This is a genomic window from Pseudomonas sp. CCI4.2 (assembly GCF_034350045.1).
In the GTDB taxonomy this organism is placed as follows: Bacteria; Pseudomonadota; Gammaproteobacteria; order Pseudomonadales; family Pseudomonadaceae; genus Aquipseudomonas.
This window is the reverse complement of sequence record NZ_CP133781.1, coordinates 4,450,310-4,475,060: the sequence shown is the minus strand read 5'-3', so window position 1 is coordinate 4,475,060 and position 24,751 is coordinate 4,450,310. Positions and strand designations below refer to the sequence as shown.

Genomic DNA, 24,751 nt, shown 5'->3' with positions numbered 1-24,751 from the left:
AGTTGGCTCCTACAGATTGGTGTCATCTGAGGTACAGAAACATGACTACCCAACACCCCCCGCGTCCATTGGACGGCATCACCGTCATCAGCCTCGAACACGCAATTGCCGCGCCGTTTTGCACCCGCCAATTGGCCGATCTCGGCGCCAGGGTGGTGAAAATCGAGCGTCCCGGTAGCGGTGATTTCGCCCGTGGTTACGATGAGCGAGTAAACGGCTTGGCCTCGCATTTTGTCTGGACCAATCGCTCCAAAGAAAGCCTGACCCTGGACCTGAAACAGGACGAAGCCGGCGATATTCTCATGGGCTTGCTCGGCAAGGCCGACGTGCTGGTGCAAAACCTGGCACCCGGTGCGGCGGCGCGCATGGGCTTATCGTTTGAAGCACTGCATGAGCGTTTTCCACGGCTGATCGTGTGTGACATTTCCGGCTACGGCGAAGGCGGTCCGTATGAAAAGAAGAAGGCCTACGACCTGTTGATTCAGAGCGAAGGCGGTTTTTTGTCAGTCACCGGTGGGCCGGGTGAAGAGCAAATGGCCAAGGCCGGTTGCTCCATCGCCGATATCGCCGCCGGCATGTACGCCTACAGCGGGATTTTGTCAGCGCTGATGCTGCGCGATAAGTCGGGCGTTGGCAGTCGGATCGATGTCAGCATGCTGGAAAGCCTCGTCGAGTGGATGGGCTACCCGATGTATTACGCCTTCGACGGTGCCGCGCCACCCCCTCGGGCGGGCGCGGCTCACTCAACGATTTACCCTTACGGCCCGTTTCCCACCAAGGGCGGCGACACGGTCATGCTGGGTCTGCAGAACGAGCGTGAATGGGCGCTGTTTTGCGAAAAAGTTTTGCTGGATCCGGCGCTGGTCACTGACGAACGCTTCTCGGCGAATTTCAAACGCTCGGAGAACCGTGTGCAGTTGCGACAGATCATTGTTGACGGCTTCGCCCAATTGACCGCCGATGAAGTGGTGGCCCGTCTGGAAGTTGCGCAAATTGCCAGCGCTCGGGTCAACGACATGCAAGGCGTATGGGACCACCCGCAACTCAAGGCTCGCGACAGTTGGCGTGAAGTCGACAGCCCAGCCGGCAAGTTGCCTGCGCTATTGCCGCCGGGGCGCAATAGCGCTTTCACTCCGCGCATGGATGCCGTGCCGGGGTTGGGTGAACACACCGTGGGGATACTGGCCGAACTGGGATTCTCCACCGAAGACCACGCGCGATTGCAGGCTAACGGCGTGATTTGAAGACAGCGAGCAGTTGTAGATCCTGAAACCTGGGTCGCTTGCAATGACGCTTTCGTTGGCAGGCCAGCTCCCACAGGGACATCGCCAAAATCTGTGGGACCGAATTTATTCGGGAAGCGGTTGACGGAGTTTTTTCTGACCTACCGCGTCGGGGCCTTTCGCGAATGAATTCGTTCCCACAGGGGACCGGGTTTGGCCTTTAGATTTTTGTGAATTGAATACCGAATAATAACGAGGAACCCCCCATGTCCGGCTCCACTATTCGCTCCGCGCTGTTCGTGCCCGGTAGCCGACCCGAGCGTTTTGCCAAGGCGTTGGCGGCGGGCGCCGATGCCGTGATCGTCGATTTTGAAGACGCGGTAGAAGAACCCCTCAAGCGCCAGGCCCGGGACAACCTCGCGGCATTTCTGCACGCCACGCCCTCGGCATCGGTCTGGGTGCGGATCAACGCACCCGAGCACGCGCAACATGGCGCCGATATCCTGTTCTGCCAACAGCAAGCGGGCGTGGCCGGTGTACTGCTGCCGAAAGTCGAAAGCGCTGCTCAGGTCGCTGCCGTAGCCGCTGCGGGCAAAGCCATTTGGCCGATCATCGAAAGTGCTCGCGGGCTTTTGGCACTGGCAGACATTGCCGCCGCTCTAGGGGTTCAGCGTTTGTCATTCGGTGCATTGGATTTGGCGCTCGACCTGAACTTGCACAGCGGCTCTCACGCGGCGCAGTTTGTCCTTGATCAGGCCCGCGTTGCCTTACTACTGCATTCGCGCAGTGCACATTTGTTGCCGCCACTGGACGGCGTACACCCCGCCATTAATGACCCGCAAGGCTTGCACGACTCCATTCGCCACGCCTACGAAATGGGTTTCGCTGGCGCTTTGTGCATTCACCCAAAACAAATCGCAGTGATCCATCAGGCATTGGCCCCGGATGCTCCAACTTTGGCTTGGGCCCAGCGGGTGGTCGACGCCAGCGCACACGGTGTTGGCGCGTTTCAAATTGATGGCCAAATGGTCGATGCGCCAGTGTTATTGCGCGCCCAGCGATTGCTGGCGTTGGTGGTAACGCCCTCGCGTTAACCAAAGCCGAATGCTGGCTTACGAAAATGCGGATTCCATAAACGCTCGGTTTTGTGCATGGTGCTCCCACCGCAACCCAGTTTCAGACCACATGCCGCACCGTTTCTCAGAAGAATAATCACAACAATAAAAAGGTGAATTCGATGTTCAAGGTGTCTCGGGCGCTGCTATGCGCCGCCGCAATGACCATGGCCAGCCTGACCCAGGCAGCCGACCCCATCGTCATCAAGTTTTCCCACGTCGTGGCGGAAAATACCCCTAAAGGGCACGGCGCTTTGCTCTTCAAAAAGCTTGTCGAAGAACGTCTGGCGGGCAAAGTGAAAGTCGAGGTCTACCCCAACTCCTCATTGTTCGGTGACGGCAAAGAAATGGAAGCGCTGTTGCTGGGCGACGTGCAAATGCTGGCGCCGTCCTTGGCCAAGTTCGAGCAATACACCAAAAAAACCCAAGTTTTTGATCTGCCCTTCCTGTTCACCGATCTGGCCGCTGTCGACCGTTTTCAACACGGTCCTCAAGGTGTCGCCTTGCTCAGCTCAATGGACGACAAGGGTATTCACGGCCTGGCGTATTGGCACAACGGCTTGAAGCAACTGTCTGCCAACAAACCGCTGCATGATCCCAAAGATGCCCGTGGTTTGAAGTTCCGTGTTCAGGCGTCCAGTGTATTGGAAGCGCAGTTTGTCGCATTGCACGCCAACCCGCGAAAAATGGGTTTCAACGAGGTTTATCAGGGCTTGCAGACCGGCACGGTCAATGGCACCGAGAACACTTGGTCGAACTATGAAAGCCAGAAGGTCAATGAAGTGCAGAAGTACTTCACTGAATCCAACCACGGTTTGATCGACTACATGGTGATCACCAACGTCAAGTTCTGGAACGGCCTGCCACCGGACATTCGTACCGAACTTGAAAAAATCATGGCTGAGGTCACCGTCGAGGTGAACAAGCAGGCGGAAGCGCTGAACCAAACCGCCAAGCAAAAAATCATCGACGCCCACACCAGCGAAATCATTCAGCTGACCCCAGAACAACGGACCGCCTGGCGCGAAGCCATGCGCCCAGTGTGGGACAAGTTCTCGGCGGAAATCGGCCCGGATCTGATCAAGGCTGCCGACGATTCCAACAAAGCGCCGTAAGCCTCATCAGGCAGTGATGTCTGCGCGGCCGCTCGGATCAGAGTGGCCGCCTTCTCTACGTTCGGAGCACTTTTATGCAATCACTGATGCGACTCTGGGAGCACCTGGAGGAAGCCTTTATCGCCTTCCTGCTGGCCGCCATGACGCTGGTGACATTCGTTTACGTGATGCTCAACAACGTCTACACGCTGTTTTACGCGTTGAGCGACAAGTGGGCCTTCAGCCGCGATTTCTTCGCCAGCGCCGGCGATCACATGATGGGTTACGCCCAGGATATGACCTGGAGCGTGGCACTGACCAAAGCGATGTTTGGCTGGCTGATTTTCTTTGGCATGTCCTATGGCGTGCGCACGGCCGGGCATTTGGGCTTGGACGCATTGGTCAAACTGACCCCGCACCGGGTTCAACGCTGGCTGGCGATGATTGCCTGCCTGTGCTGCCTGGCTTATTCCGGTTTGTTCGTGGTGGCCAGTTTCAAATGGTTGAACGCGTTGTTTATCGCCAGTATCGGTGCCGAAGACCTTGATCAATTCGGGGTCAAACTGTCCGATATCGCAGTCATAGTGCCCATCGGTTTTGCCATGGTAGTGATCCGCTATCTGGAAATATTTTGGCGCCTGTTCACCCATCGCCAAATCGGTCTTGGACTCGCAGATGAGGCCGCAGAAGCCAGCAAACTGGCCAGTCCTGACCAGGAGCAACACTGATGACGATCCTCTGTCTATTCCTGCTTCTGTTTGTATTCATGTTTCTCGGCGTACCCATTGCTATTTCGTTGGGTTTGTCCGGGGCACTGTCGATCCTGCTGTTCAGCCCTGACTCCTTGAGTTCACTGGCGATCAAGCTGTTCGAAACGTCTGACGCTTACACCCTATTGGCTATCCCATTCTTCCTGCTTTCCGGTGCGTTCATGACCACCGGCGGTGTGGCACAACGGCTGATCGATTTTGCCAATGCCTGTGTCGGGCACATTCGTGGCGGGCTGGCGATTGCTGCCGTGCTGGCGTGCATGTTGTTCGCCGCGTTATCCGGTTCTTCGCCAGCCACCGTGGCGGCAGTCGGTTCCATCGCCGTCGCAGGTATGGTCCGGTCCGGGTACCCGAAAGCGTTCGGCGCCGGGATTATTTGCAACGCCGGTACCCTGGGCATTCTGATCCCGCCTTCAATTGTGATGGTGGTCTACGCGTCTGCCACCCAAACCTCGGTCGGCAAGCTGTTCATCGCCGGTATCGTTCCCGGCATCCTCCTCGGCTTAGCCTTGATCGTGGTGATCTACATCGTCGCGCGGGTCAAGAAGTTGCCGGCCCAGCCACGGGTAACCTTCCGCGAATGGCTGCGCACTGCGCGACGGGCGTTCTGGGGATTGCTGTTGCTGGTGATCATCCTTGGCGGTATCTACAGCGGCATGTTCACCCCCACCGAAGCGGCCGCGGTGGCAGCGGTGTATTCGGCGTTCGTCTCGTTGTTTATTTACAAAGACATGAAAATTCGCGACTGCCCACGGGTGCTGGTTGAGTCAGGGCGGCTGACGCTGATGCTGATGTTTATCATCGCCAACGCCATGCTCTTCGCCCACGTACTGACCACCGAACAGATCCCCCAGCAAATCACCAATTGGGTGGTGTCCGAAGGTCTGACGCCGGTTGGCTTCCTGATCATGGTCAACATCGTGCTGCTGGTCGCAGGCAGCTTCATGGAACCGTCGGCCATCGTGCTGATCCTCGCGCCGATCTTCTTCCCCATCGCCATGAAACTCGGCATCGACCCCATCCACCTTGGCATTGTCATGGTGGTGAACATGGAGATCGGTTTGGTCCACCCACCCGTGGGGCTCAACCTGTTCGTGACCTCGGCGGTGACTGGCCTGACCCTGGGCGAAACCATCCGCGCGGCGTTGCCGTGGTTGACGATCTTGTTGGCGTTCCTGGTGCTGGTGACCTACGTACCGTTTATATCGCTGGCGTTGCCGAATTGGTTGGGGATGCCTTGATAGCGTGAGCGCCGCAGTAGCGCTGACTCTAAGTGTGGCTGCTGATTGCATGGCGTAAATTTTCCAAACTCCGATAGCTTTCAAATCGGCAGAGAAAGTTTACGACACGCGACCACGCCGCTTTTAGGCTGAGGGTGTGAAGTTTACTGTTTGGAAACTAACAATTCCCTATCTTTAGGGTACCTTTACAATTAGAAAGTTTGCTCAAGTCCCGCAACTCAAAAACTCCTCCTCCGGGTGAGGGAACGGTATGTTCAACTCCAAGAGCGTCATAAGTTCTATTGCTCGATGTGCATTCAACTAAGATACGGCACTGACTATCTTTTCGCTCAAACCATTCCGAGCTACGACACGTGGCTTTGGCGGGGCTCTGGTTCCAAGCGGATAGGCACTGCGGGTCATGTGCTTCGTAGGGCGAGGTAAAACCCTCCTTTGCTGCTTCTTCTTCATCGCACCCTTCGTCTTCTAGGTCATAAGATGGATAACATTCTGCCAGTGCCTTTGTTGCAGTGATAATAGATACAGCAGGGGCAACGCCAAGGCACAGCGCAGAAATTAATACTGCTTTAATTAACCGAGACATTTAAAACTCCAAAAATCCTTGTAATTTATGTCAGTCAAGCACAGCCCCGAAAGTAGGCAAGAAAAGCACTAGAATGTTTCGGTATAGATGTGATTTTTAACCGAAATAACAGGCAGTCCTGTTTTAATGCAAAAAAACCAACGCAATGTTGTTATGGCTTTCGATTCTGTTGGTGTCGCTGGCGTGGCCTAATGGGTTGGGGGCTGTAGGGAGTTAACAGCAACCGCACCATCAATGAAGTCCCTGCGGTCTAGCTGGTTCAAACTAGGGTCAAAGGCAATTGTGCGTCCAGCGGCTGTGTTGGTCGCCTGCCTGTTTCTGGCCGAAGGCCGTGGGACCGAACTTGTTCGGGAAAGCAGCGCCGCTCAATCGTTGATACCGCGCCGAATCCTTCGCAGGCAAGCCTGGCTCCCACAGGTCTCGCCGTGGCAAAGAACTTGGATTGATCCAAACCTGTAGGAGCCAACTTGTTGGCTATTTCAGCAGCACAGCGGTGCTTCGGATGTACCGCGTCGCCTGCGTCGCCGACGAGTTGGTTCCTACAGAAAAATTTCCGGCGGTAAATAGGGATACGGTGGGAGATCCTATGTTTGGGGGCAACCCCAGACCAAATTTTGGGAGTGTATTTCGTTTCGTTTTTCATCAGGGAAAACATCCCCCGCGCTGACTGCAATATCCGCGCAGTACGCAGGTGTGAGGCGACGCGGGCCAAGACTTCGTTGCATTCGATGGGTTTGGTCACGTAATCGATGGCGCCAGCTTCGAAGCCTTTGACCACGTGCTTGCTGTGGGTCAAGGCAGTCATGAACGGCACCGGGATGTTGGCGCTGTCAGGTTGGGATTTAATCTGTCGGCAGGTCTCGAAGCCGTCCAGCCCCGGCATCATTGCGTCGAGCAGAATCAAGTCCGGGCGGCGGCGTTGGATGCGGTTTAACGCGCTGCTGCCGTCCAGCGCCACCAGCACCAGGTAGCCGGCGTCTTCCAGGGCATCGGACAACAACGCAAGGTTCTCCGGCGTGTCGTCGACGAATTCATCCGCATCGACCATAACTTTCTGGTGCCTATCATCCTCGCAGTAGTGGGTTCAGTGTATGTGATCAATTGTGAGCGGTGATGAGTTTGACGTCGGGGTACACGGCGGGTTCTTCGGTGTGTAAGTGATTGAACGAGTTGGCAACGCTTGCGGCGTTAAACTTTCACACACGAAACAATCGTACTGCTTGAAATGGCCTAAAAAAACCGAAGAATATAAAGTATATCAATAGGAAACATTTAGAAAAATAAAATTCATTGAGCAGAAAAACTTGAAAAGTTATGGTCTCCACTTGCAATGAGCACACTCGCATTTAGTACCTTGATTGCAAACAAACAGAATATAAACATACCGTTTACATTAAACAAATGCCTACACCCGCTTACCTGACTATCAAAGGAACAAGCCAAGGTTTAATCACTGCTGGAGCATTGAGCAAAGAGTCGGTTGGTAATACTCACCAATCCAGCCATAACGATAAAATTTTGGTGCAGGCGCTGCACCACGGCGTGTACATACCTCCGGACGGGAGTTATCGCATGCACAAGCCACTCGTCATCACCAAAATGGTCGATAAATCTTCACCCCTGATTAACAGCGCGCTGGTGAACGCGGAACATTTGGAAGTGTGCCGATTGGACTTTTATCGGACAGCAGCACAGGGTGTACAAGAACACTATTACACCATGGAATTGGAGGACGCACTGATCATTGCCGCAGACATAAACATGCCGCATTGCAACGACCCAAGCAAAGCGTATTTAGGTCATGCGGAAGAGGTCCACATCACGTATCGAAAAATCATTTGGACGCACCATATCGCGGGGACTGAATCTGCTGATCAATGGCGTGTCAGTAAAAACACTTGAATCCAACACGAGTCCGAAGAGTTTGGACACATTCAGCTATACGAGGCTTTGGTTATGAAATTGGTTCCTCGGCAGGAGCTGTCTCAATGGGATCAACCCCATGCTTATCCAGCAGAAATTGCAGCACGCCGGGTAAAGAGAGCACTTGATCGAGGAGTCGATATTAAGGGCCTAGAAAGGATGCGTGCGGCCCTGAGCGTAGATATGGAGCATAAAAATCTCGACCAACTGAAAACCGGACAATGGCTACTTATTAAACAAGACACTGATGTTTTTCAATGCCCACTATTTGAAACTGCTGCCGCCCGAATCCGAATACCTTCCGCACCGGTCAATATGACCCAAGTTCATGACGATCCTGATCAGTACAAGCCTAAGGTGACTGCACAGACGCATGATCAATACCTCGTGTTCAAAGATCAGGACGACAACCCGCTGCAGAACATCCGCTACCTGCTTAAGACCATGGAGGGTCAAAACGTCGAGGGCAGGAGTGATTTTGCCGGCAGAACGAGAACGGTATCTGGAAACAGCGGCGAAAGCCTACGCTGCGTTATTGCCTATGATGGAGAGTCGCTGTGAATTTGGAGACACTAGCTGTTTTAGAGACGGGTCCTGTGGCATTGACCCCCACCTCTGAAACCAAAGGACGTGAAGTCAAATTGAAGGTGTTCTGGAAGACTGTGCGACATTGGACTGACGCATTCATTTCCGACTTCCAGACCAGCACCCCGAAAATCATTCAAAAACTGGAGGAGGAGGGGTACTGGAGTAAAGACGGTGCCATAAAAAATCATGTCTTTACGTGTGAAGACTTTGCGATTCGTATTTTGTGCGAATTCGCAACGCCTCGGGGTTTACCGGTCAAGCTTCGCACAGGTGTACGCACTTACCGAAACATGGAGCTCTATACGCCGCAAGAGCACGATCGATACTTGAGTCATATGTATGGATTCTCGGAGATGGTGATGCTGACCTTTGGTGCCCCCGACATGCAGCGAGTCGAAGAAAACACGCTGTCTGTTGTCAATGTCGACAATTTACTCCAAGGGGATATCTTAGCCCAGGCTCATGACAGAACAACCGGCATCGCCCACCACATCCAAATCGTGACAGAGCGCGCAGATAATACGATAAGCATCAAACAAGGCAACACCAGCGGCGCCAGTTTCAGGCCCGTAACCACCATCAAAAGAATGCTCGGATCAAATATGGCTGACCCTCAGAGCGACGGATATGCAGGAATGTCGATCGAGAGCGGGCATTATGAAAAACTTGAGGACGGCTGGCGATACCACAACACGACAAAAGGCACCTCAACTAATGACTTTCTGAAAATATTTCAGTTCTACAGATGGAATTTCATGGAATTCAATAAATGATAGAACTTCCAATGTACCTTATGCACTTGGCCGACAGCGACCTCTTTGGAACCTTTGCCATTATCTGCTTCATCATGGCAATGACAGGACTTCTGGACCAGATGCGAAATACGAAAACTCACAAAGCAGTGAGCTTTTGTTGCCTTATGTTTGTCCCTCTTCTACATGGCGTAGGCAGTTATCTCTTAAACCAATCAGTTGTATAACGATAAATCCGAAGTATTGAGCATTGCAGATTCGCGAACACGCACAGCAAATTCTCACGCGGATCAGAGAAGTGGCCCGCCAGAAGCGAGGCTACGACCGGCGAACAGCTGCTGGCGGCAATTCGCAATTTTTTGGATCAGTCGAAACAGCTACGGGACCAGGCGGGACCCTTGGGGCAGCAAATTCAGGCACGGAGCGATATGTCCTGCAGACCCGATGCATGGTTCAGGAATCACTAGGAAATGGCCTCACCGCAATCCCGCCAACTTCCGCCATCGCCGCCATCGCCACAGACGTCGCCGCCATCTGCGTCTCCACCCCCAATTTGTCACCTTGTGGCTGCCCACCGAGATCTTCCAGTTCGATATCAACCCCAACGCCAACGGCCCGACCCGCTTCCTTGACGGCAGCATCGACTTGCCGATTGCCCACGATTTGAAACGGTAACCCCCATCCTGTAGGAGGGCCACGTCTTCGACGCCGCGCTGTCGCGCAGCAAACTGGGTGGCACTTTGTGTGGTTTGAGGTGCAGGGTGTCAGGACTGAAGCCTTCCCGAATAAATTCGGTCCCACGGTTTGGCGCTGCACAGATTCTGTAGGAGCTGCCGAAGGCTGCGATAGGTCCGAAGGACCTTCGCCAACACGTTGGCTACAGATGGCCGCCTGCCCGCAGATCGTCTGTAATCGCGCAATAAAGCCGCTTCCGTGTTCAGCAGAAGCGGCCTTGAGTGTTCAGCCTGACATATCAGTGCATGAACAGCGCAATCAAAATGATGATAGGGATCGGTACACCGAGAAAGAGCAGAAGTAATGAACGCATGGTGATTCTCCTTGGCTAGAAAGTATCCAGTCGCTTAACGAACCGGTGGCATGTTGGTGGGTGAGGTATAGGCTTCGCGATCCAGTGTTGAGGCGTCGTTCAGGTACACCACAGCGTCCCGGCGGCGGCCACCCATGGTTGCGGCGAAGCTGGCGAAGAACGCACCGCACAGCAGCGCAACGAACATCCACAGCGACGTCCAGGCGGCAACTTTCGCGGCGGTGTCGGCCGCATTTTTCGCAGCGGTTTTAGCATCTTCTACCGCTTGACGGGCCCGGCCGTAAACCTGATCAACCCGTGCCTGAGCATCGGCCTGGCTCAGGTTGGTACGTTGCGCAATTAATTGCGCCAAGTACGTGCGGTCGTCAGCACTGAGTTGGCCGTCCTTGCTGTTCAGGGTTTTGGCGAAAATGCGAAACACCACGCCATGTGCAGCATCATCACTGACCCCGGCGGGGCGATCATCGCGGAACAGGCTGTCAATAAAGTAGCCGGAATCCTCACTGCCGCCGCTGTTACTGGCAGCACTGCCTGCGGCTTGAGTCGCCGCACCCGCAACCCCCGACACGGCACTTGCACCGGCCTGCACGCCGCCACTGACCATGCTGCCCACTGATGAGGCGATCAATGTCGCGGCGACCAAGGTTGCCACGGCCCAAGCAAGAAATCCGTGGGCAGTATCGCGAAAGTAGACTTCGTCGCCGTGCATATTTGCCCATTTCACGCGCAAACGGCCGGCGATGTAGCCACCCATGCCCGAGGCGATGATTTGGGTGACTGCTAGCCAGACAATCGTTGAAATACCAATCCCCTTGGCGCTCATCCCGCTGTCCGACCACGGCGATACGGCTGAAAAACCGAGGCCAAACCCAAGAATGACCAGAATCAGCGACAGCGCCGCAGCGCCTGCCGCGCCGGCGAATATGGCGCCCCAAGACACGCCTGAAACACTTGCCGACTCCTGTGAGCCCGTTGCGAAATTACCTGAAGATAAGGTCATTGTTGTTCTCTTCCATGCGTGAATAAGATTGTTACAACTTTCCAAAAAAAGAAATGCAGCCGTCGTGCCAGCCTGGAAATTAAAAATAATTCCTTACGTATCAGTTGGTTAAAAAAATAAACGAATTGTTTGGTCATGCATTTTGCAATGAAGAGGCTATTGCTGCGGGCGATATGCATTGCTCAAAGTTTGGGCCACTTAAGAAAGGCACGATTTTTGATATCTTTTAATAAGACTGACATGAATTCTCTGGGCTGAGCCCTGTCCGATCTTAAGTCGATGAAGCGCATTGACCCGAAGGCCGCCGTGCACGGCGCGAAGCGAGTCTGAGACAGCGCTTTTTTTGATCTTTCGCATATAGTTTCCGTTAGCATCCGCTCCTGATCTTCAAGAGGTTTCTCGCTCATGTTTCTTCATCGCCCCCTAGAAGAAAAAGACATCGCTGTGATCTGCGATTTTCCGCAGAGCGCCGACGAGTTGTTTTACATGTTCTCCAAGGCCCGTTATCCATTGACGCCTGCCCAGCTCAGCGATGCCATCGAAAGCCGCTCCGATTCCACGGTTATCGAGATGGACGGCCAGGTGGTCGGCTTTGCCAATCTCTCACGCTGGGAATTCCGTGGGCGCTGCTCGTTGGGCAACGTGATCATCAAACCGGGTAATCGATCCCGCGGGGTCGGCAGTTACTTGATTGGCTGCATGATGGACATTGCGTTTGATAAACATGAAGCGCATGAACTGACCGCCTCATGCTTCAATCACAACGTTCCGGGGCTGTTGTTTTACCCCAAGCTGGGTTTTCGACCGTTCTCCATTGAAGAGCGAGTCGATAAACACGGCGCACGGGTAGCGCTAATCAATCTGCGCGTTGAGAAGCCCGAATTCTTGTCGGAACAACGGTAAGTTTTCTCGACGAATGGAGAGAGGAAAGAGCGTTTGCTCTTTCCAGCTCCCAAACAAAACACATCCAAAAAGATAGGGTTTATAAGGATCACGCACGGAACGGTAGGAGAAACGTTTCTTCAATATATTCTATACATCAGTGCTGTCCATTTGATAAATATCCCGTCAGTTGTGTCCGTTGCATCACCTAAGGGGGTGGGGTATAAAGTTTAAACACGTTCATTTAAAAGGCGCCGATTAATTGGCGGCATTTGGACGTGATCACGAAAATTATAATTAGAGGTTGGCGAGTGAGTACTATTAACTGCCTTTTTAAAGGAGGAAGTGATGATTGCATACAGGCTTTCGACGTTGGAACTGCGCGGCATTATTGAGCGCGCTTTTTTGCCGTTACGCTGCACCTGTACTGTTGCGCCTGATTATTCAATGACGGTTCAGATATCTGATTATCACTCCGAACGGGTGGATTTATGCGTAACAGGTATCTCATTGAATAGACTTAATACCAGCAGAGATATATCGGACCTCGTGGCTGAATTACGCTACGACTTGGCTCACAACAGCCAGCTGCCGATCTCCGTCCAAGCGACAGCGGGGTAAACCCGCGCAGTGTGGCCGATCCGCGTAGTACGGCCAAGCTTGAACACCTATGGTGCTACTGCTGAACGTCAAATACTTTTATTTCAGAGGGTGCGGCGAACGTCGCGGTAGGGCGTTAGAAAATAAGTTTTACAGTGAGCTGTGTCAGGTCGTCGCGTTCTGTTGTCGTCAGGCTTAAACGTTTCAACGCAGTGCCGGAACTCATATTCCGCCTTGTCCATGCTGTTGATTTGATTTTATAACTCCCTTTTGCTTTTACCGCGCCGAACAGTAGCGCACCGTTGTGCGCGCGCGTCCTTAATGTTCCCATGGCCCTACTGCGATTGACCACCTCACTAAAACATACCGTCATCGTTAGAACTATATGAGTGCGCTATAGACGAATGCTTAGGGGATTGAAAACGGAACCGCGTAATGACGCAGGTATTCAGCCGTTCTGCCGATACATGGCTGCGCCTGGGCTTACTCAGCGCGTTTGTCGGTCTTATAGGGGGGCTTGCCGTGGCCTTGATTATGGATCGTTCAGATTACCGGACTGACCGTGGGTGGGTGGTTGATCAGCCCATACCCTTTAGTCACGCCCACCATGCCGGTGAGTTAGGGATCGATTGTCGCTATTGCCATGCCTCGGTGGAAACCTCGGCCCAGGCTGGTTTTCCACCGACCTACACCTGCATGACCTGCCATTCGCAGATCTGGTCCGACAGTGACGTACTGGAACCACTGCGCAGAAGTTTGCGCGACCGGACTCCGCTGCACTGGCAACGCGTGGCCAAACTCCCGGATTACGTGTACTTCCACCACGCCGTGCATGTGCAGGCGGGCGTCGCCTGCGTTAGCTGTCATGGCCCAGTCGATCGCATGCCGCTGTTGAGCAAGTCCGAACCGCTGAACATGGGGCAGTGTCTGGCGTGTCACCGAGATCCGGCGCCGAATCTTCGTCCTCGGCAACAGGTGACCCAAATGGACTGGTCCACCGATGAAGACCGGCGCCAGATGGGTGAGCGATTGATGAAGGCCTATCACATCAACCCGGTCGGTCTGACGGACTGCGGGGTCTGTCACCGATGAGCGACGCCCTTGATTTCGCCGCCTTGCGTGAGCGACTGGCCGGGCTCGGTGGCCAGGCGTATTGGCAGGGGCTGGACGACCTGGCGCAAACCCCGCAAGCGAAGGCCTTGTTCGAGGCTGAGTTTCCCGGTGTTGCGCCACTGCTCGACCGTCGCCGGTTCCTGCAACTGATGGCGGCGTCGTTGGCCATGGCCGGACTTGCTGCGTGTGGTCGAACCCCGGAAGAAGCGGTGGCCAGAGTCGAGCAGCCGGAGCAAATGGTGCCCGGTAACGCCTTGTGGTACGCCAGCGCCATTGCGTTTTGTGGTTACGCACAGCCGGTGTTAGGCAAGACACTGGCGGGGCGGCCGATCAAACTTGAGGGTAATCCAGAGCATCCCTTGTCGGGCGGCACCTGCGATGCGTTTACCCAAGCTGCGATTCTCCAGCTGTATGACCCGGATCGCTCCCAAGCGCCACGCTTCAAGGGCCGCGAAACTGCGTGGGCGAATGTTCAAACCAGGCTGGTCGAAATGGCATCGGCGCTGGATGCCAATGCCGGACGCGGCTTCCACATTGCCTGTGGCGCCAGCAGCTCACCGACCTTGGCCCGGCAACTTGGCGAGTTACGCCAGCGCTGGCCGCAGATAACGTTGTATCAGGCTGAACCCTTTGCTGACGATGCGCGTATCGAGGCCTCACGCCAGGCTTTTGGTCGAGCCTTGATCCCGCGTTTGCACTTGGAGCAAGCGCAGGTCATTGTCAGCCTCGACGACGATTTACTCGGTCCCGGTCCGTTGCAAACGCTGCACCAGCGCGGTTGGGCGAGCCGACGCAGGGCGGCCGCTTCAGGACAGGGCAGCGCGTTGCTGTACGTGGCGCAAAGCGTACCCAGCTTGACCGGCGCCGCCGCCACCGAGCGCCTGCGAATAGCACCGTCGCGGATTGCTGACTTGGCGTTGGCGCTGGCCCGTGGTTTGAATCAAGCGCCGGGGGGTGACTCGCGCCTCGATTCCGCCCAGCAGGCGTGGGTTGCGCAAGCGGTGAATGCACTTAAAGCTCATCCGGGACACGGCTTGATCAGTGCAGGCAGCCACGCACCGATTGATGTACACGCCACCGTGGCGCGCTTGAATCAGTCCCTCAACAGTCAGGCCGTCGAGTATCAAGCACCGGTGTTGCTGGGTTATGCCGACGATGACCGTTGGTTGACCTTGGGTGAGCTGGCGCAGTCATTGGCTGCCGGCAACGTTGAATGCCTGATGTTCCTCGACTGCAATCCGTTGTACACAGCCCCAGCGGAATGGGCATTGCTTGAGCGCATGCAACACGTGCCGCTACGGCTGCACGCCGGGCTTTATTACGACGAAAGCGCGGCGCAATGCCATTGGCATTTACCGCTGAGTCACCCGTTGGACGGCTGGAGTGATGCCCGAAGCAGTGACGGCAGCGCCTGTATCGTGCAGCCGTTAATAGAACCGATGTACGCCACCCGGACCCTGCATCAACTTATCGGGCTGCTGCTGACGGGCAACGAAACAAACGCCCTGAACGAAGTGCTCGACAGTTGGAAGCAATTGGACGCGGCGCAGTGGAATCAAGCGTTGTCCCAAGGCTGGATTGGCACGGCGGCACCCACGGTTAGCGTGCCCACGGCTCAGGCGGTCAACCTGCAATTGCAGGCCGACAGTGACGATTTGGAGGTAGTGGTAAAACCCGACGCTTGCGTCTGGGATGGCCGGTTTGCCAACCTTGGCTGGCTCCAGGAGTTGCCCAAGCCCATCAGCAAATTGACCTGGAGCAACGTAGTTGGCGTGTCTCCCGCGCTGGCTGAACGAATGGGCTTGAGCAACGGTGATGCACTTCAAATCGAGCTGCCGGGGCAATCGATCAAAGGCGCTGCCTGGGTCGAACCGGGGCAAGCTGATCAGGTGGTTGCGCTGTACGTTGGTTATGGGCGTAGCCGTGCAGGCCATGTGGGCAACGGTTTGGGCTATTGGGTTCGTCCCCAGGCACCCGGTTCATCATCGGCAGTCACCGTGCAAAAAGTCGACGGCCAGTTCGCGTTGGCCAGTACCCAGACTCACCACCGCTTGGCGCCGAACGACACGCCGCCGATCCTCAGCGTGCCGCGTCGGGCGGCGACAGTGCCGGTGAAGGAAGCGCCCGCCACGCTGTACCCTTCAACTGTTGATAGCCCGGCGCTCTTTCGCCCGGTAAAAGGCAGCGGTCCGCAGTGGGGCATGGTCATTGATCTGGACCTTTGTACCGGGTGCAACGCCTGTGTGGTGGCCTGTCAGGCGGAAAACAATATTGCCGTGGTGGGTGCCGAACAGGTGGCGAACGGGCGTGCCATGCACTGGCTGCGCATCGACCACTATTACCAGGGCGACATTGAGGCGCCGCGCTCGAAATTTCAGCCGCTGCCCTGCATGCACTGCGAACAGGCGCCCTGTGAAACCGGCTGCCCGGTGAACGCCACGGTGCACGGTAGCGATGGCCTGAATCAGATGGTTTACAACCGCTGCATCGGCACCCGCACCTGCGCGTCTTACTGCCCTTACAAAGTCCGGCGTTTCAATTGGTTCGACTGGAGCGCCGATGCCGCGCCATCGATTCAGGCGCAACGCAACCCACAAGTCACGGTGCGTGGCCGTGGGGTGATGGAAAAATGCACCTACTGCATCCAGCGCATCAGCGCCGCCCGAATTGACTCACGGATTGCCGCAGGGCAGGGCGGTGAAGATCATCAGGAATCGACGTTCGAGGTGGTCACGGCCTGCCAACAGACGTGCCCGAGCCAAGCCATCCAGTTTGGTGACATCAACGCCCCGGCCAGCGCCGTGAGTCAGGCCCGCCAATCCCCGCGCCATTACACGTTGCTTGAAGAACTGAACACCCGGCCGCGCACCACCTATCTGGCGCAGATCGATGATCGTGGCTCAGACCTTGATCGGGAACTTGAACATGGCCAATGAACCGCTGATGCCCGGCACCGCGCACTTTCTTGCGTTGGAATTGAGTGACCAAGAGGTTTCGCGCCGGGTGTTTGGGCCGTTGCAACAGGTCGTGCGCAAGAACGCTTGGTGGTGGTTGTTTGGTATCGGCCTGGCGCTGCTGATGCTGTATGTGGTTGCGGCGGGCACTTTGCTCTGGCGCGGGGTCGGCGTGTGGGGCAACAACCAGACGGTGAACTGGGGGTTCGGCATCATCAATTACATATGGTGGCTGGGCATCGGTCATGCCGGCACCTTTATTTCGGCGCTGTTGTTGCTGATTGAACGGCCATGGCGACACACGCTGAACCGGTTGGCGGAGCTCATGACCTTGATGGCAGTGATCTGCGCCGCGCTGTACCCGATTCTGCATCTGGGTCGGCCCTGGTTGTTTTACTGGACTATGCCCTATCCCAATGAAATGGGCCTGTGGCCGCAATACAAAAGCCCCACGGCGTGGGACATGTTCGCCGTAATCACCTATTTGTTGGTGTCGATGATGTTCCTGTTCGTCGGCGCGATCCCGGATTTCGCCACGGCCCGGGACCGTGCTCAGCGGCGCGGCGCACAGGTCTTCTACGGCTTGCTGGCGCTGGGCTGGCGCGGCTCGCAACGGCATTGGGCATTGTGGCGACGCACCACTCGAGTGCTGGCGCTGCTGGCGATTCCCTTGGTGTTCGGGGTGTCCAGCGGTTACTCGTTCTTGATGACCATGGGTGTGCAGAGCGGCTGGCACTCGACGCTGTTCCCACCCTATTTCGTAGCCGGTGCGGTGTTTTCCGGCTTCTCGCTGGTGGCGTTAATTGCCATCGGCCTGCGTTGGCTGTTGGGCATCGAAGTGCTGATCACTGCGCATCACTTGGACATGCTCGGTCGGCTGATGTTGGCGACCGGGTGGATGACCGCTTACGGCTATCTGGCAGACCTGTTTATTCCGTTTTATTCCGGCGAACCCCATGAAATCGATGTGCTAATGGCGCGCATGACCGGCCCCGATGCCTGGAGTTTTTGGCTCGCCGTGGTGTGCAACGTCGGCGTGCTGCAAGCCTTGTGGTGGCGCCGGGTTCGGCAACATCCCAAGGCGCTGGCGAGTGTCGCGCTGGCAGTATTGATTGGCATGTGGGCCGAACGCTACATGCTGTTGATACCGCCGCAGACCCGCGACCATCTGATCTCGGCCTGGGGCCAATACGCGCCGACTTTTTTTGACTGGTCACTGTTTGCCGGGAGCTTCGGCGTGTTCCTGGTGCCGTTCAGTTTGTTCATTCGTTGGCTGCCGATGGTTTCGGCGTTCGAGGTCAAGCAATCGTTGCACCGTGAGCGTGAGCAACGGGAGGCAGAGGATGACTGAGCGTCCACCAGCTCACGATGTGCTCGCGCAATTTGCCGATGCTCGACAACTGGTGGCCGCAACGCGCCTGGCCTGGGCGCTGGGCTATCGACACATGGAGGCCTACGCGCCGTTTCCTCTTGAAGAACTGGAACCGCTGTTGCCACAACCTGCCTCGCGGGTGCCGTGGACTGCGTGTGCGGGCGCGGTGTTCGGCGCGCTGCTGGGCTTGGGTTTGCAAGTGCTGCCAGCGCTGACTTACCCGCTGGACATTGGCGGTAGGCCATTGATCGTTGTGCCGTCCCTGATGGTGGTGACCTTTCTGATGAGCGTGTTGTTCGCCGCCTTCGCCGTGGTGCTGTCGTTATTTTGGGGCTGCCGTTTGCCACGTTTGAATCATCCGATATTTGCGGCCGAGGCGTTCGAGCGTGCGGGGGACGATCGGTTTTTTTTATGTATTTACGCTGACGACCCGCAGTTCGAGGTACTCAGCACCGGCAACTGGCTGCGCGAACAGGCGTTGCAGGTCAGCGAGGTGCCGCGATGAAAACACTGCTGATGGTGGCGCTGCTGCTGCTGTGTGGCGGCTGCGATGACATGTCCCATCAGCCCAAGGCACTGGACAATCGACCCACCCCCGGCCTGCGTGAACTGGCGCCGCCCGCTGGCACGGTGGCCCGTGGCCAATTGCAGGATCAGGCCACCTTGTCCAGCCGCCCACCCATAGACGCGGCCTTGCTGGCCCGAGGCGAGGAACGCTATGGCATCTACTGCACACCGTGCCACGGGCTGTCGGGACTGGGCGATGGGCGCATTGTGCAACGCGGCTTTTCTGCGCCACCGGCCTTCACCGATGAGCGCCTGCGAACGGCGCCGGATGACTACCTGCTGCAAGTCATCGCCCAAGGTCATGGCTTGATGTATGGCTACGGGGCCCGGGTCGCAGCGGCCGACCGCTGGGCAATTGTCGCGCACCTGCGGGTGCTGCAACTCAGCCAGCATGCTGATGTGTCGCAACTGCCGCCAGCACTACTGCAGTCGCTGGAGTCAGTGGGGCGGGCACGATGAACCTGTCCCGTTTGCAGCGTCATTGCTCGGTCATCGGCGCAGTGTTGGTGCTGGTTCTATTACTGTGCGCGCTTTGGTGGCCGGCGAGTGTGGTGGTGGCTACCTTGCCCGCCGCGGTGGCCTGTATCAATTTGACCTTGGGTTGTTTGCTGCTGGCGATGGTCGTGCCGCTAGTCCGTGGTGCGTGGCAACCGTTGCTGCTTCCCGGTCTGAGGCTGGGGGCGAAGGGAGTGCCACTGATCGTACCCTTGCTGCTGCCGGTATTGTTCGGTGTCCGGTTGATTTATCCGTGGGCCGATGACACCGCGCCAGGGTTTCGTGGGGTCTGGTTATCGCCGCTGGGGTTTTCCTTGCGCAGCTTTATTTACGGCGTCATCTGGTGGGCCATGCAGCGCTGGGTGGTGCGCGGGCCGCAAGGTTTTTATCCGGTGGCGGTGATCGTGCAGGTGCTGATTGTCAGTCTGGCGGCGGTGGATTGGCTGATGTCGTTACAGCCTGATTTCTTCTCGAGCCTGTTCGGGCTGCTGCAAATCGCCCGGCAGATGCTCGACGGTCTGGCCTTCGCCGGCCTGATCGCGCTGCTGACCCAAGCCGGTTTGCGCCTGGATATTCTGCGCGGCGTGCTGGTGGCCGCATTGGCGTTTTGGTTGTATCTGCATGCCGTGCATTACCTAATCATCGCGTCGGTGAACCTGCCTCACGAAGCCCAGTGGTACTTGCTGCGGCAACAGGGTTCGTGGTCACCGCTGACCATTGGCTTGATGTCTGCGCAAGGGTTTTGCCTGCTGTGGCTGGCTTCACCGTTAGGGTTGTGGCGCCGTTCGTTGCAATGGGCCTGTGGGTTGATTTTGCTGCTGGGTGCGCTGGAAGCGCTGTGGATGTCGTTGCCTTCGTTGCCGGCCATGGCAGGAGTCGCGCCCTTGGTGTTGGCGCTGCTGGCGCAAGTGGCTTATTTCGCTCTGGTCGGCGGCTGGTTAGTGCGCGCATGGCGGCGCGGGTTGTCGGGAGGTATGCATGACTGACAACGCGCATCGGACGCAAAACGGTAAAGAGGAGGGTTACCAAGCCGATGCCGTGGACGTTCGTAAAGTCTGGGCAATGGTCGGTGTGCTGTTGCTGACGTTGATGGTCTGCTGCGGCGTGATCGCCTGGTTGATTCACTCACTCCAAGCACAGCACGCAGCGTTCAGCCCGCCCATGAGCGATCTGGAACGCGAGCGTTTGTTGCCACCGGAGCCGCGACTGGAGGTGATGCCGAGGCTCGATGGCATTCGTTATCGCCAGCAGGCGCAGCAACAGCTGAACAGTTATGGTTGGGTCACCCCGCAACAGGGCATCGCCCATATCCCGCTGAAAGAAGCACAGCAGTTGATCTTGCAGCGTGGCTGGCCGCAACCCTATGCCGGGCAGACGGGAGCGCGCGATGGTCCTTGAACTGCGCTTTTTTCGCGGGCTATTGATCGGGGTGTTGATTGCCTGCGGCCCGTGTCTGGCGTTTGGCGACACGCCGTTCGACCCGTTCGCCGCCGCCGGTATTGACATCCGGCAGGTGGGCGCTGCATTACCCCGTGACCTGGCCTTTATTGATCAGCAGGGTCGGTCGGTACGCGTGGGCGATTTGTTGGATAAACGACCGTTACTGTTGGTCCCGGTGTATTTCCGTTGCCCCAATGTGTGCGGCGCGGCGTTGTCGAACCTGTTCAGTCAGTTGGCCAACGTGCCTTACACATTGGGCGCGGATTATCAGGTCATCGCCTTCAGCTTCGACCCCCGTGAACACGACGATGCGGCGCGGGAAGAACTGGCCAAGCTGGTCAGCCACTGGCCCAAACTGGCGCATGACCCGGCGTTGCATCTGCTCACTGGAACCGCTGACAACAGCGCGGCGTTGGCCAGGGCATTGGGCTTTGGTTTCCGCTTCGATGATGTCCAACAGCAATACGCCCACAGTTCAGCGGTGGCGGCAATCACTGGCGATGGTCGCCTGTCGCGCTGGCTGTATGGCTTGGGTTATCAAGCCAGCGACGTGCGCCTGGCGTTGACCGAAGCCGGGCAGGGGCGGCTCGGTGCGGTTACAGAGCAGCTGTTGTTGCTGTGTTATCACTACGACCCGAGCAGTGGCCTGTACAGCAGCCGAATCATTTTTTTGCTGCAAATTGCCGGTAGCGGTCTGGTGCTGGTCATGGGGCTGTTCATTGGCGGCTCTTTGCTGGGCGAGCGTAAGCGCCGCCGTCTACAGCCAGAGGCGCGGCCCAATGATTAACGATCATTTCATGCGCCTGTGGCCGGAGCAGGCTTCGCTGTACGCCGGGCAGGTGGACCGGTTGGTGATCGCCTTTACCGTGATGATGGCGTTCTTCGTGCTGCCGGTACTGGTGGCGCTGTGGGTGTTTATCTATCGCTACCGCCGGGGCCGGCCAGCGGATCGCGATCATCGACCTGAAGGCAATCTGCGCATCGAAATGGCCTGGATCATCCTGCCGTTCATCGGTTCGATGGTGGTGTTTGGTTGGTCCGCGTACCTGTTTTTTCAGGCCCGCACGCCACCCGCCGGCGCACTGGAAGTGCAGGTGACGGCCAAGCAGTGGATGTGGAAATTTCAGCACGGAGGCGGTCAGCGCGAGATCAATACCTTGCACGTCCCGGCGCGGCGTCCCGTCAAGTTGACGATGATTTCCGAGGACGTGATCCATAGCCTGTTCTTCCCCAGCCTGCGGATCAAACAGGACGTGCTGCCCGGTCGCTACACCATGCTCTGGTTCGAGGCGCAGCACAGCGGAACCTACGACGTGTACTGCGCGCAGTTTTGCGGCGCCGATCACGCTTCAATGTTGGCGCGGCTGGTGGTGCTCGATCCGGCTGATTATCAGAACTGGCTCCAGAGCAGCGGTGGCCATGAGGACCTGGCGGCCCAGGGCAAGGCGTTATTTCGTCAGTTTGGTTGCAGCGGCTGCCACGCCAGTCAGAGCAATCCGCCAATTGCGCCACCGCTGGAAGGGCTGTTCGGCCGCCAAGTGGCGTTGAGCGATGGCAGCCATGTGCTGGCCGACGAAGGTTATGTGCGCGACAGTATTTTATTGCCGCAGAAACAGGTGGTGGCCGGCTACGCGCCGATCATGCCGACCTATTCAAACTTGCTCGATGAAGACGCTATCCAGCGCCTTGTGGCCTACGTCCGCTCCCTCGCCGATCTCGCGCCTCAGGAGGCCAAATGAACCCGTCCAGCGGCGTCGCACCGGTGAGTTATCTGAATGAAAAACAGGGCTTGTTGTCCTGGTTTTTGACCGTGGATCACAAGCGCATCGCGGTGTTGTACATGATTGCCGTGACCTTCTTTTTCTTCGTCGGTGGGATGGCCGCGAGCCTGATCCGCATCGAGCTGATTACCCCCGACGGCGACTTGTTGAGTTCCGATGGCTACAACCGCGCGTTTACCTTGCACGGGGTGATCATGGTCTGGTTTTTTCTGATTCCCTCGATCCCCAGCGTGTTCGGCAATTTTCTGATACCGATCATGATCGGCGCACGGGACATGGCCTTTCCGCGACTCAATCTGCTGAGCTGGTACCTGCTGGTCGGCGGCGGATTATTCACCTTGCTCGCGCTGCTGCTGGGCGGGGTCGACACTGGCTGGACCTTCTACACGCCGCTGTCGACGATGTTCAGCAATGGGCACGTGGTGTCGGTGATCTGTGGGGTGTTTGTCGCCGGTTTTTCGTCGATTTTCACCGGGATCAACATCATTGCCACCGTGCACACGTTGCGCGCGCCGGGCATGACCTGGATGCGTTTGCCGTTGTTCGTATGGTCGATGTACGCGACCTCGATCATCCTGGTATTGGCCACCCCGGTGCTGGCCGTGACCTTGCTGTTGTTGGCCGCTGAGCATCTGTTTGGAATTGGGGTGTTTGATCCTCGGTTGGGCGGCGATCCACTGCTGTTTCAGCACCTGTTCTGGTTCTACAGTCACCCTGCGGTGTACATCATGATCCTGCCGGCCATGGGTGTGGTCACTGAGTTGATCACCGCGTCCGGGCACAAGCGGATTTTCGGTTATAGCTTCGTGGCTTGGTCCAGTGTCGCGATTGCGGTGATTGGTTTTCTGGTATGGGGTCATCACATGTTCGTCTCCGGACAGTCGATGTACGCCAGTTTGTTTTTTTCATTAATGAGTTTTTTGGTGTCGATCCCGTCAGCGATCAAGGCCTATAACTGGACTGCGACCCTGTACAAAAGCGACCTGACGCTGCATGCGCCTTTTTTGTTCGCGCTGACCTTCATCGGGCTGTTTTTGATCGGTGGCGTGACCGGGTTGTTTCTAGCCTTGTTGGCGGCAGACCTGCACGTGCACGACACCTATTTTGTGGTCGCGCATTTTCACTACATCATGGTCGGCGCAGCGGTGGCGGGGTACTTCGGAGCGTTGCACTTCTGGTGGCCGAAAATCACCGGGCGGATGTACTCCGCGCTGTGGGGCAAGATCACCGCCGTGATGATTTTTTGCGGTTTCAATCTGACGTTTTTTCCGCAATTTCTACTGGGTTACTTGGGCATGCCCCGGCGCTACCACAGCTACCCGGCGGAATTTCAATTCCTCAATGTGTTGTCCTCGGCGGGCGCTTCTATCCTGGCGATCGCTTACGTGTTGCCGTTCTTCTACCTGTTAGCGTCGTTGCGTTATGGCGACCGGGCGCCGATGAACCCCTGGGGAGCGGCGGGGCTGGAATGGCGCATTGCGTCACCGCCGCCGACGCATAACTTCAGTGGTCCGGTGACCGTGGATTTCGAGGCGTATGACTATTCGCCGGAGGCGTCCCGTGAACCGCTCTGACGCGCAACCGCATCCGGACGAGCCCTTCGTCAGCTGGAAACAGCAACGCGAAGCCGCACAACTGGGCATGTGGTTGTTCCTTGCCAGCGAAGTCATGATGTTTGGCAGCTTGATCATGGTCGCCTGGTTTTATCGGTTCGAGCATCCAGACGGCGTGGGCGAAGCGGTGTCCGAACTGCACTACTTATTAGCCGGTGGCAATACTGCGCTGCTGTTGACCAGCAGTGTGTGCATGAGCCTGGCATTGGAAGCGGCGGGGCGCTTGCAACTGGAAAAACTGCGGCGTTACCTGTTGCTATCGGCGGCGCTTGGACTGGGGTTTCTGGGGTGCAAGCTGCTTGAATACAGCCTTGAATTTCACGAAGGACTGCTGCCGGGATTTGGTCTGAATTCGCCACTGAAACTGCCGTCGGCGCGGTTGTTCATGAACCTGTATTTCTTTGCGACGTTCCTGCACGGCATTCACGTATTGGTGGCGGTAGGTCTGGCGCTGCATCTTTTTGTCGGGCTGAAACGTCGCTGGCTAGAATTGCCCCAGGCCAGCGTGCGCATCGAAATGACCACCTTGTATTGGCACTTGGTGGATGCGATCTGGGTGCTGCTGTACCCGTCCCTTTACCTGATCGGGCGCTGAGC

At 56.8% G+C, this 24,751-nt stretch carries 24 protein-coding genes; 21 read left to right on the top strand and 3 right to left on the bottom strand.

From position 1 onward, the window contains the following. Positions 1 to 41 precede the first annotated feature (41 nt). The 5 genes from RHM65_RS20240 to dctM all read left to right on the top strand — a co-directional run bounded on the left by RHM65_RS20240 (position 42) and on the right by dctM (position 5,443). Entirely contained in the window at positions 42 to 1,244 is a 1,203-nt protein-coding gene (locus RHM65_RS20240; RefSeq protein WP_322169696.1) for a CaiB/BaiF CoA-transferase family protein, read from the top strand. A 245-nt stretch (positions 1,245 to 1,489) separates the two neighbouring features. Beyond that, positions 1,490 to 2,317: a CoA ester lyase gene (locus tag RHM65_RS20235; RefSeq protein ID WP_322169697.1), complete on the top strand. Its 828-nt coding sequence runs from the start codon at positions 1,490 to 1,492 to the stop codon at positions 2,315 to 2,317. A 143-nt stretch (positions 2,318 to 2,460) separates the two neighbouring features. Next, entirely contained in the window at positions 2,461 to 3,453 is a 993-nt protein-coding gene (locus RHM65_RS20230; protein WP_322169699.1) for a TRAP transporter substrate-binding protein, read from the top strand. 74 nt (positions 3,454 to 3,527) lie between these two features. Beyond that, positions 3,528 to 4,160, top strand: coding sequence for a TRAP transporter small permease (locus RHM65_RS20225; RefSeq protein ID WP_322169701.1), 633 nt, complete (start codon positions 3,528 to 3,530; stop codon positions 4,158 to 4,160). Next, positions 4,160 to 5,443: a C4-dicarboxylate TRAP transporter large permease protein DctM gene (gene dctM / locus RHM65_RS20220; RefSeq protein ID WP_322169703.1), complete on the top strand. Its 1,284-nt coding sequence runs from the start codon at positions 4,160 to 4,162 to the stop codon at positions 5,441 to 5,443. The genes RHM65_RS20225 and dctM overlap by 1 nt, the downstream gene beginning before the upstream one ends. 842 nt (positions 5,444 to 6,285) lie before the next feature. On the opposite strand, the gene RHM65_RS20215 is transcribed toward dctM, so the two are convergent. Continuing rightward, positions 6,286 to 7,074 (bottom strand): response regulator, encoded by a 789-nt coding sequence (locus RHM65_RS20215; protein ID WP_322169705.1) that lies wholly within the window; start codon positions 7,072 to 7,074, stop codon positions 6,286 to 6,288. Positions 7,075 to 7,427: 353 nt separating this feature from the next. Between RHM65_RS20215 and RHM65_RS20210 the strand changes: the two genes are divergently transcribed. From RHM65_RS20210 to RHM65_RS20200, 3 genes are read left to right on the top strand one after another with little or no spacing between them, the layout of a single operon-like run. Next, positions 7,428 to 7,928 carry an Hcp family type VI secretion system effector gene (locus RHM65_RS20210; protein ID WP_322169706.1) on the top strand — a complete coding sequence of 167 codons (501 nt, stop codon included), beginning with the start codon at positions 7,428 to 7,430 and terminating at the stop codon, positions 7,926 to 7,928. A 54-nt stretch (positions 7,929 to 7,982) separates the two neighbouring features. Continuing rightward, entirely contained in the window at positions 7,983 to 8,510 is a 528-nt protein-coding gene (locus RHM65_RS20205) for a hypothetical protein (protein ID WP_322169708.1), read from the top strand. Then, on the top strand, positions 8,507 to 9,310 hold the full coding sequence (locus RHM65_RS20200; RefSeq protein WP_322169709.1) for a hypothetical protein: 804 nt from the start codon (positions 8,507 to 8,509) through the stop codon (positions 9,308 to 9,310). Before RHM65_RS20205 ends, RHM65_RS20200 begins: the two co-directional genes overlap by 4 nt. Positions 9,311 to 9,742: 432 nt before the next feature. Here RHM65_RS20200 and RHM65_RS20195 read toward each other — a convergent pair whose 3' ends face one another. Both RHM65_RS20195 and RHM65_RS20190 read right to left on the bottom strand, forming a co-directional pair. Beyond that, positions 9,743 to 9,949 (bottom strand): hypothetical protein, encoded by a 207-nt coding sequence (locus RHM65_RS20195; protein ID WP_322171319.1) that lies wholly within the window; start codon positions 9,947 to 9,949, stop codon positions 9,743 to 9,745. A 422-nt stretch (positions 9,950 to 10,371) separates the two neighbouring features. Next, on the bottom strand, positions 10,372 to 11,337 hold the full coding sequence (locus tag RHM65_RS20190) for a hypothetical protein (protein ID WP_322169711.1): 966 nt from the start codon (positions 11,335 to 11,337) through the stop codon (positions 10,372 to 10,374). Positions 11,338 to 11,742: 405 nt separating this feature from the next. Here RHM65_RS20190 and RHM65_RS20185 point away from each other — a divergent pair, with 405 nt between their 5' ends. From RHM65_RS20185 to RHM65_RS20125, 13 genes are all read left to right on the top strand, one after another. Then, a complete protein-coding gene (locus RHM65_RS20185; protein ID WP_322169713.1) occupies positions 11,743 to 12,240 on the top strand; it encodes a GNAT family N-acetyltransferase in 498 nt (165 codons plus the stop codon). Positions 12,241 to 12,567: 327 nt separating this feature from the next. Then, positions 12,568 to 12,840: a DUF1652 domain-containing protein gene (locus RHM65_RS20180; RefSeq protein WP_322169715.1), complete on the top strand. Its 273-nt coding sequence runs from the start codon at positions 12,568 to 12,570 to the stop codon at positions 12,838 to 12,840. Positions 12,841 to 13,254: 414 nt separating this feature from the next. Then, the gene (locus RHM65_RS20175; RefSeq protein ID WP_322169717.1) at positions 13,255 to 13,911 is read left to right on the top strand and encodes a cytochrome c3 family protein; all 657 of its coding nucleotides are present in this window, start codon (positions 13,255 to 13,257) and stop codon (positions 13,909 to 13,911) included. Further along, on the top strand, positions 13,908 to 16,868 hold the full coding sequence (locus tag RHM65_RS20170; RefSeq protein ID WP_322169719.1) for a TAT-variant-translocated molybdopterin oxidoreductase: 2,961 nt from the start codon (positions 13,908 to 13,910) through the stop codon (positions 16,866 to 16,868). The genes RHM65_RS20175 and RHM65_RS20170 overlap by 4 nt, the downstream gene beginning before the upstream one ends. Beyond that, positions 16,858 to 18,237, top strand: a complete 1,380-nt coding sequence (gene nrfD, locus RHM65_RS20165) for an NrfD/PsrC family molybdoenzyme membrane anchor subunit (RefSeq protein ID WP_322169721.1) — start codon at positions 16,858 to 16,860, stop codon at positions 18,235 to 18,237. The genes RHM65_RS20170 and nrfD overlap by 11 nt, the downstream gene beginning before the upstream one ends. Then, the gene (locus tag RHM65_RS20160) at positions 18,230 to 18,763 is read left to right on the top strand and encodes a DUF3341 domain-containing protein (protein WP_322169724.1); all 534 of its coding nucleotides are present in this window, start codon (positions 18,230 to 18,232) and stop codon (positions 18,761 to 18,763) included. The genes nrfD and RHM65_RS20160 overlap by 8 nt, the downstream gene beginning before the upstream one ends. Beyond that, positions 18,760 to 19,284 (top strand): cytochrome c, encoded by a 525-nt coding sequence (locus tag RHM65_RS20155; RefSeq protein WP_322169726.1) that lies wholly within the window; start codon positions 18,760 to 18,762, stop codon positions 19,282 to 19,284. The genes RHM65_RS20160 and RHM65_RS20155 overlap by 4 nt, the downstream gene beginning before the upstream one ends. Beyond that, complete coding sequence (locus RHM65_RS20150) at positions 19,281 to 20,306, top strand: hypothetical protein (protein ID WP_322169728.1); 1,026 nt, start codon at positions 19,281 to 19,283, stop codon at positions 20,304 to 20,306. The genes RHM65_RS20155 and RHM65_RS20150 overlap by 4 nt, the downstream gene beginning before the upstream one ends. Continuing rightward, positions 20,299 to 20,718 (top strand): hypothetical protein, encoded by a 420-nt coding sequence (locus tag RHM65_RS20145; RefSeq protein WP_322169730.1) that lies wholly within the window; start codon positions 20,299 to 20,301, stop codon positions 20,716 to 20,718. The genes RHM65_RS20150 and RHM65_RS20145 overlap by 8 nt, the downstream gene beginning before the upstream one ends. Then, positions 20,708 to 21,547, top strand: a complete 840-nt coding sequence (locus tag RHM65_RS20140; protein ID WP_322169732.1) for an SCO family protein — start codon at positions 20,708 to 20,710, stop codon at positions 21,545 to 21,547. Before RHM65_RS20145 ends, RHM65_RS20140 begins: the two co-directional genes overlap by 11 nt. Next, positions 21,540 to 22,499 carry a cytochrome c oxidase subunit II gene (gene coxB / locus RHM65_RS20135; protein ID WP_322169734.1) on the top strand — a complete coding sequence of 320 codons (960 nt, stop codon included), beginning with the start codon at positions 21,540 to 21,542 and terminating at the stop codon, positions 22,497 to 22,499. The genes RHM65_RS20140 and coxB overlap by 8 nt, the downstream gene beginning before the upstream one ends. Next, positions 22,496 to 24,115, top strand: coding sequence for a cytochrome c oxidase subunit I (locus tag RHM65_RS20130; protein ID WP_322169737.1), 1,620 nt, complete (start codon positions 22,496 to 22,498; stop codon positions 24,113 to 24,115). Before coxB ends, RHM65_RS20130 begins: the two co-directional genes overlap by 4 nt. After that, positions 24,102 to 24,749, top strand: a complete 648-nt coding sequence (locus RHM65_RS20125; protein WP_322169739.1) for a cytochrome c oxidase subunit 3 — start codon at positions 24,102 to 24,104, stop codon at positions 24,747 to 24,749. Before RHM65_RS20130 ends, RHM65_RS20125 begins: the two co-directional genes overlap by 14 nt. The last annotated feature ends 2 nt before the right edge of the window (positions 24,750 to 24,751 follow it).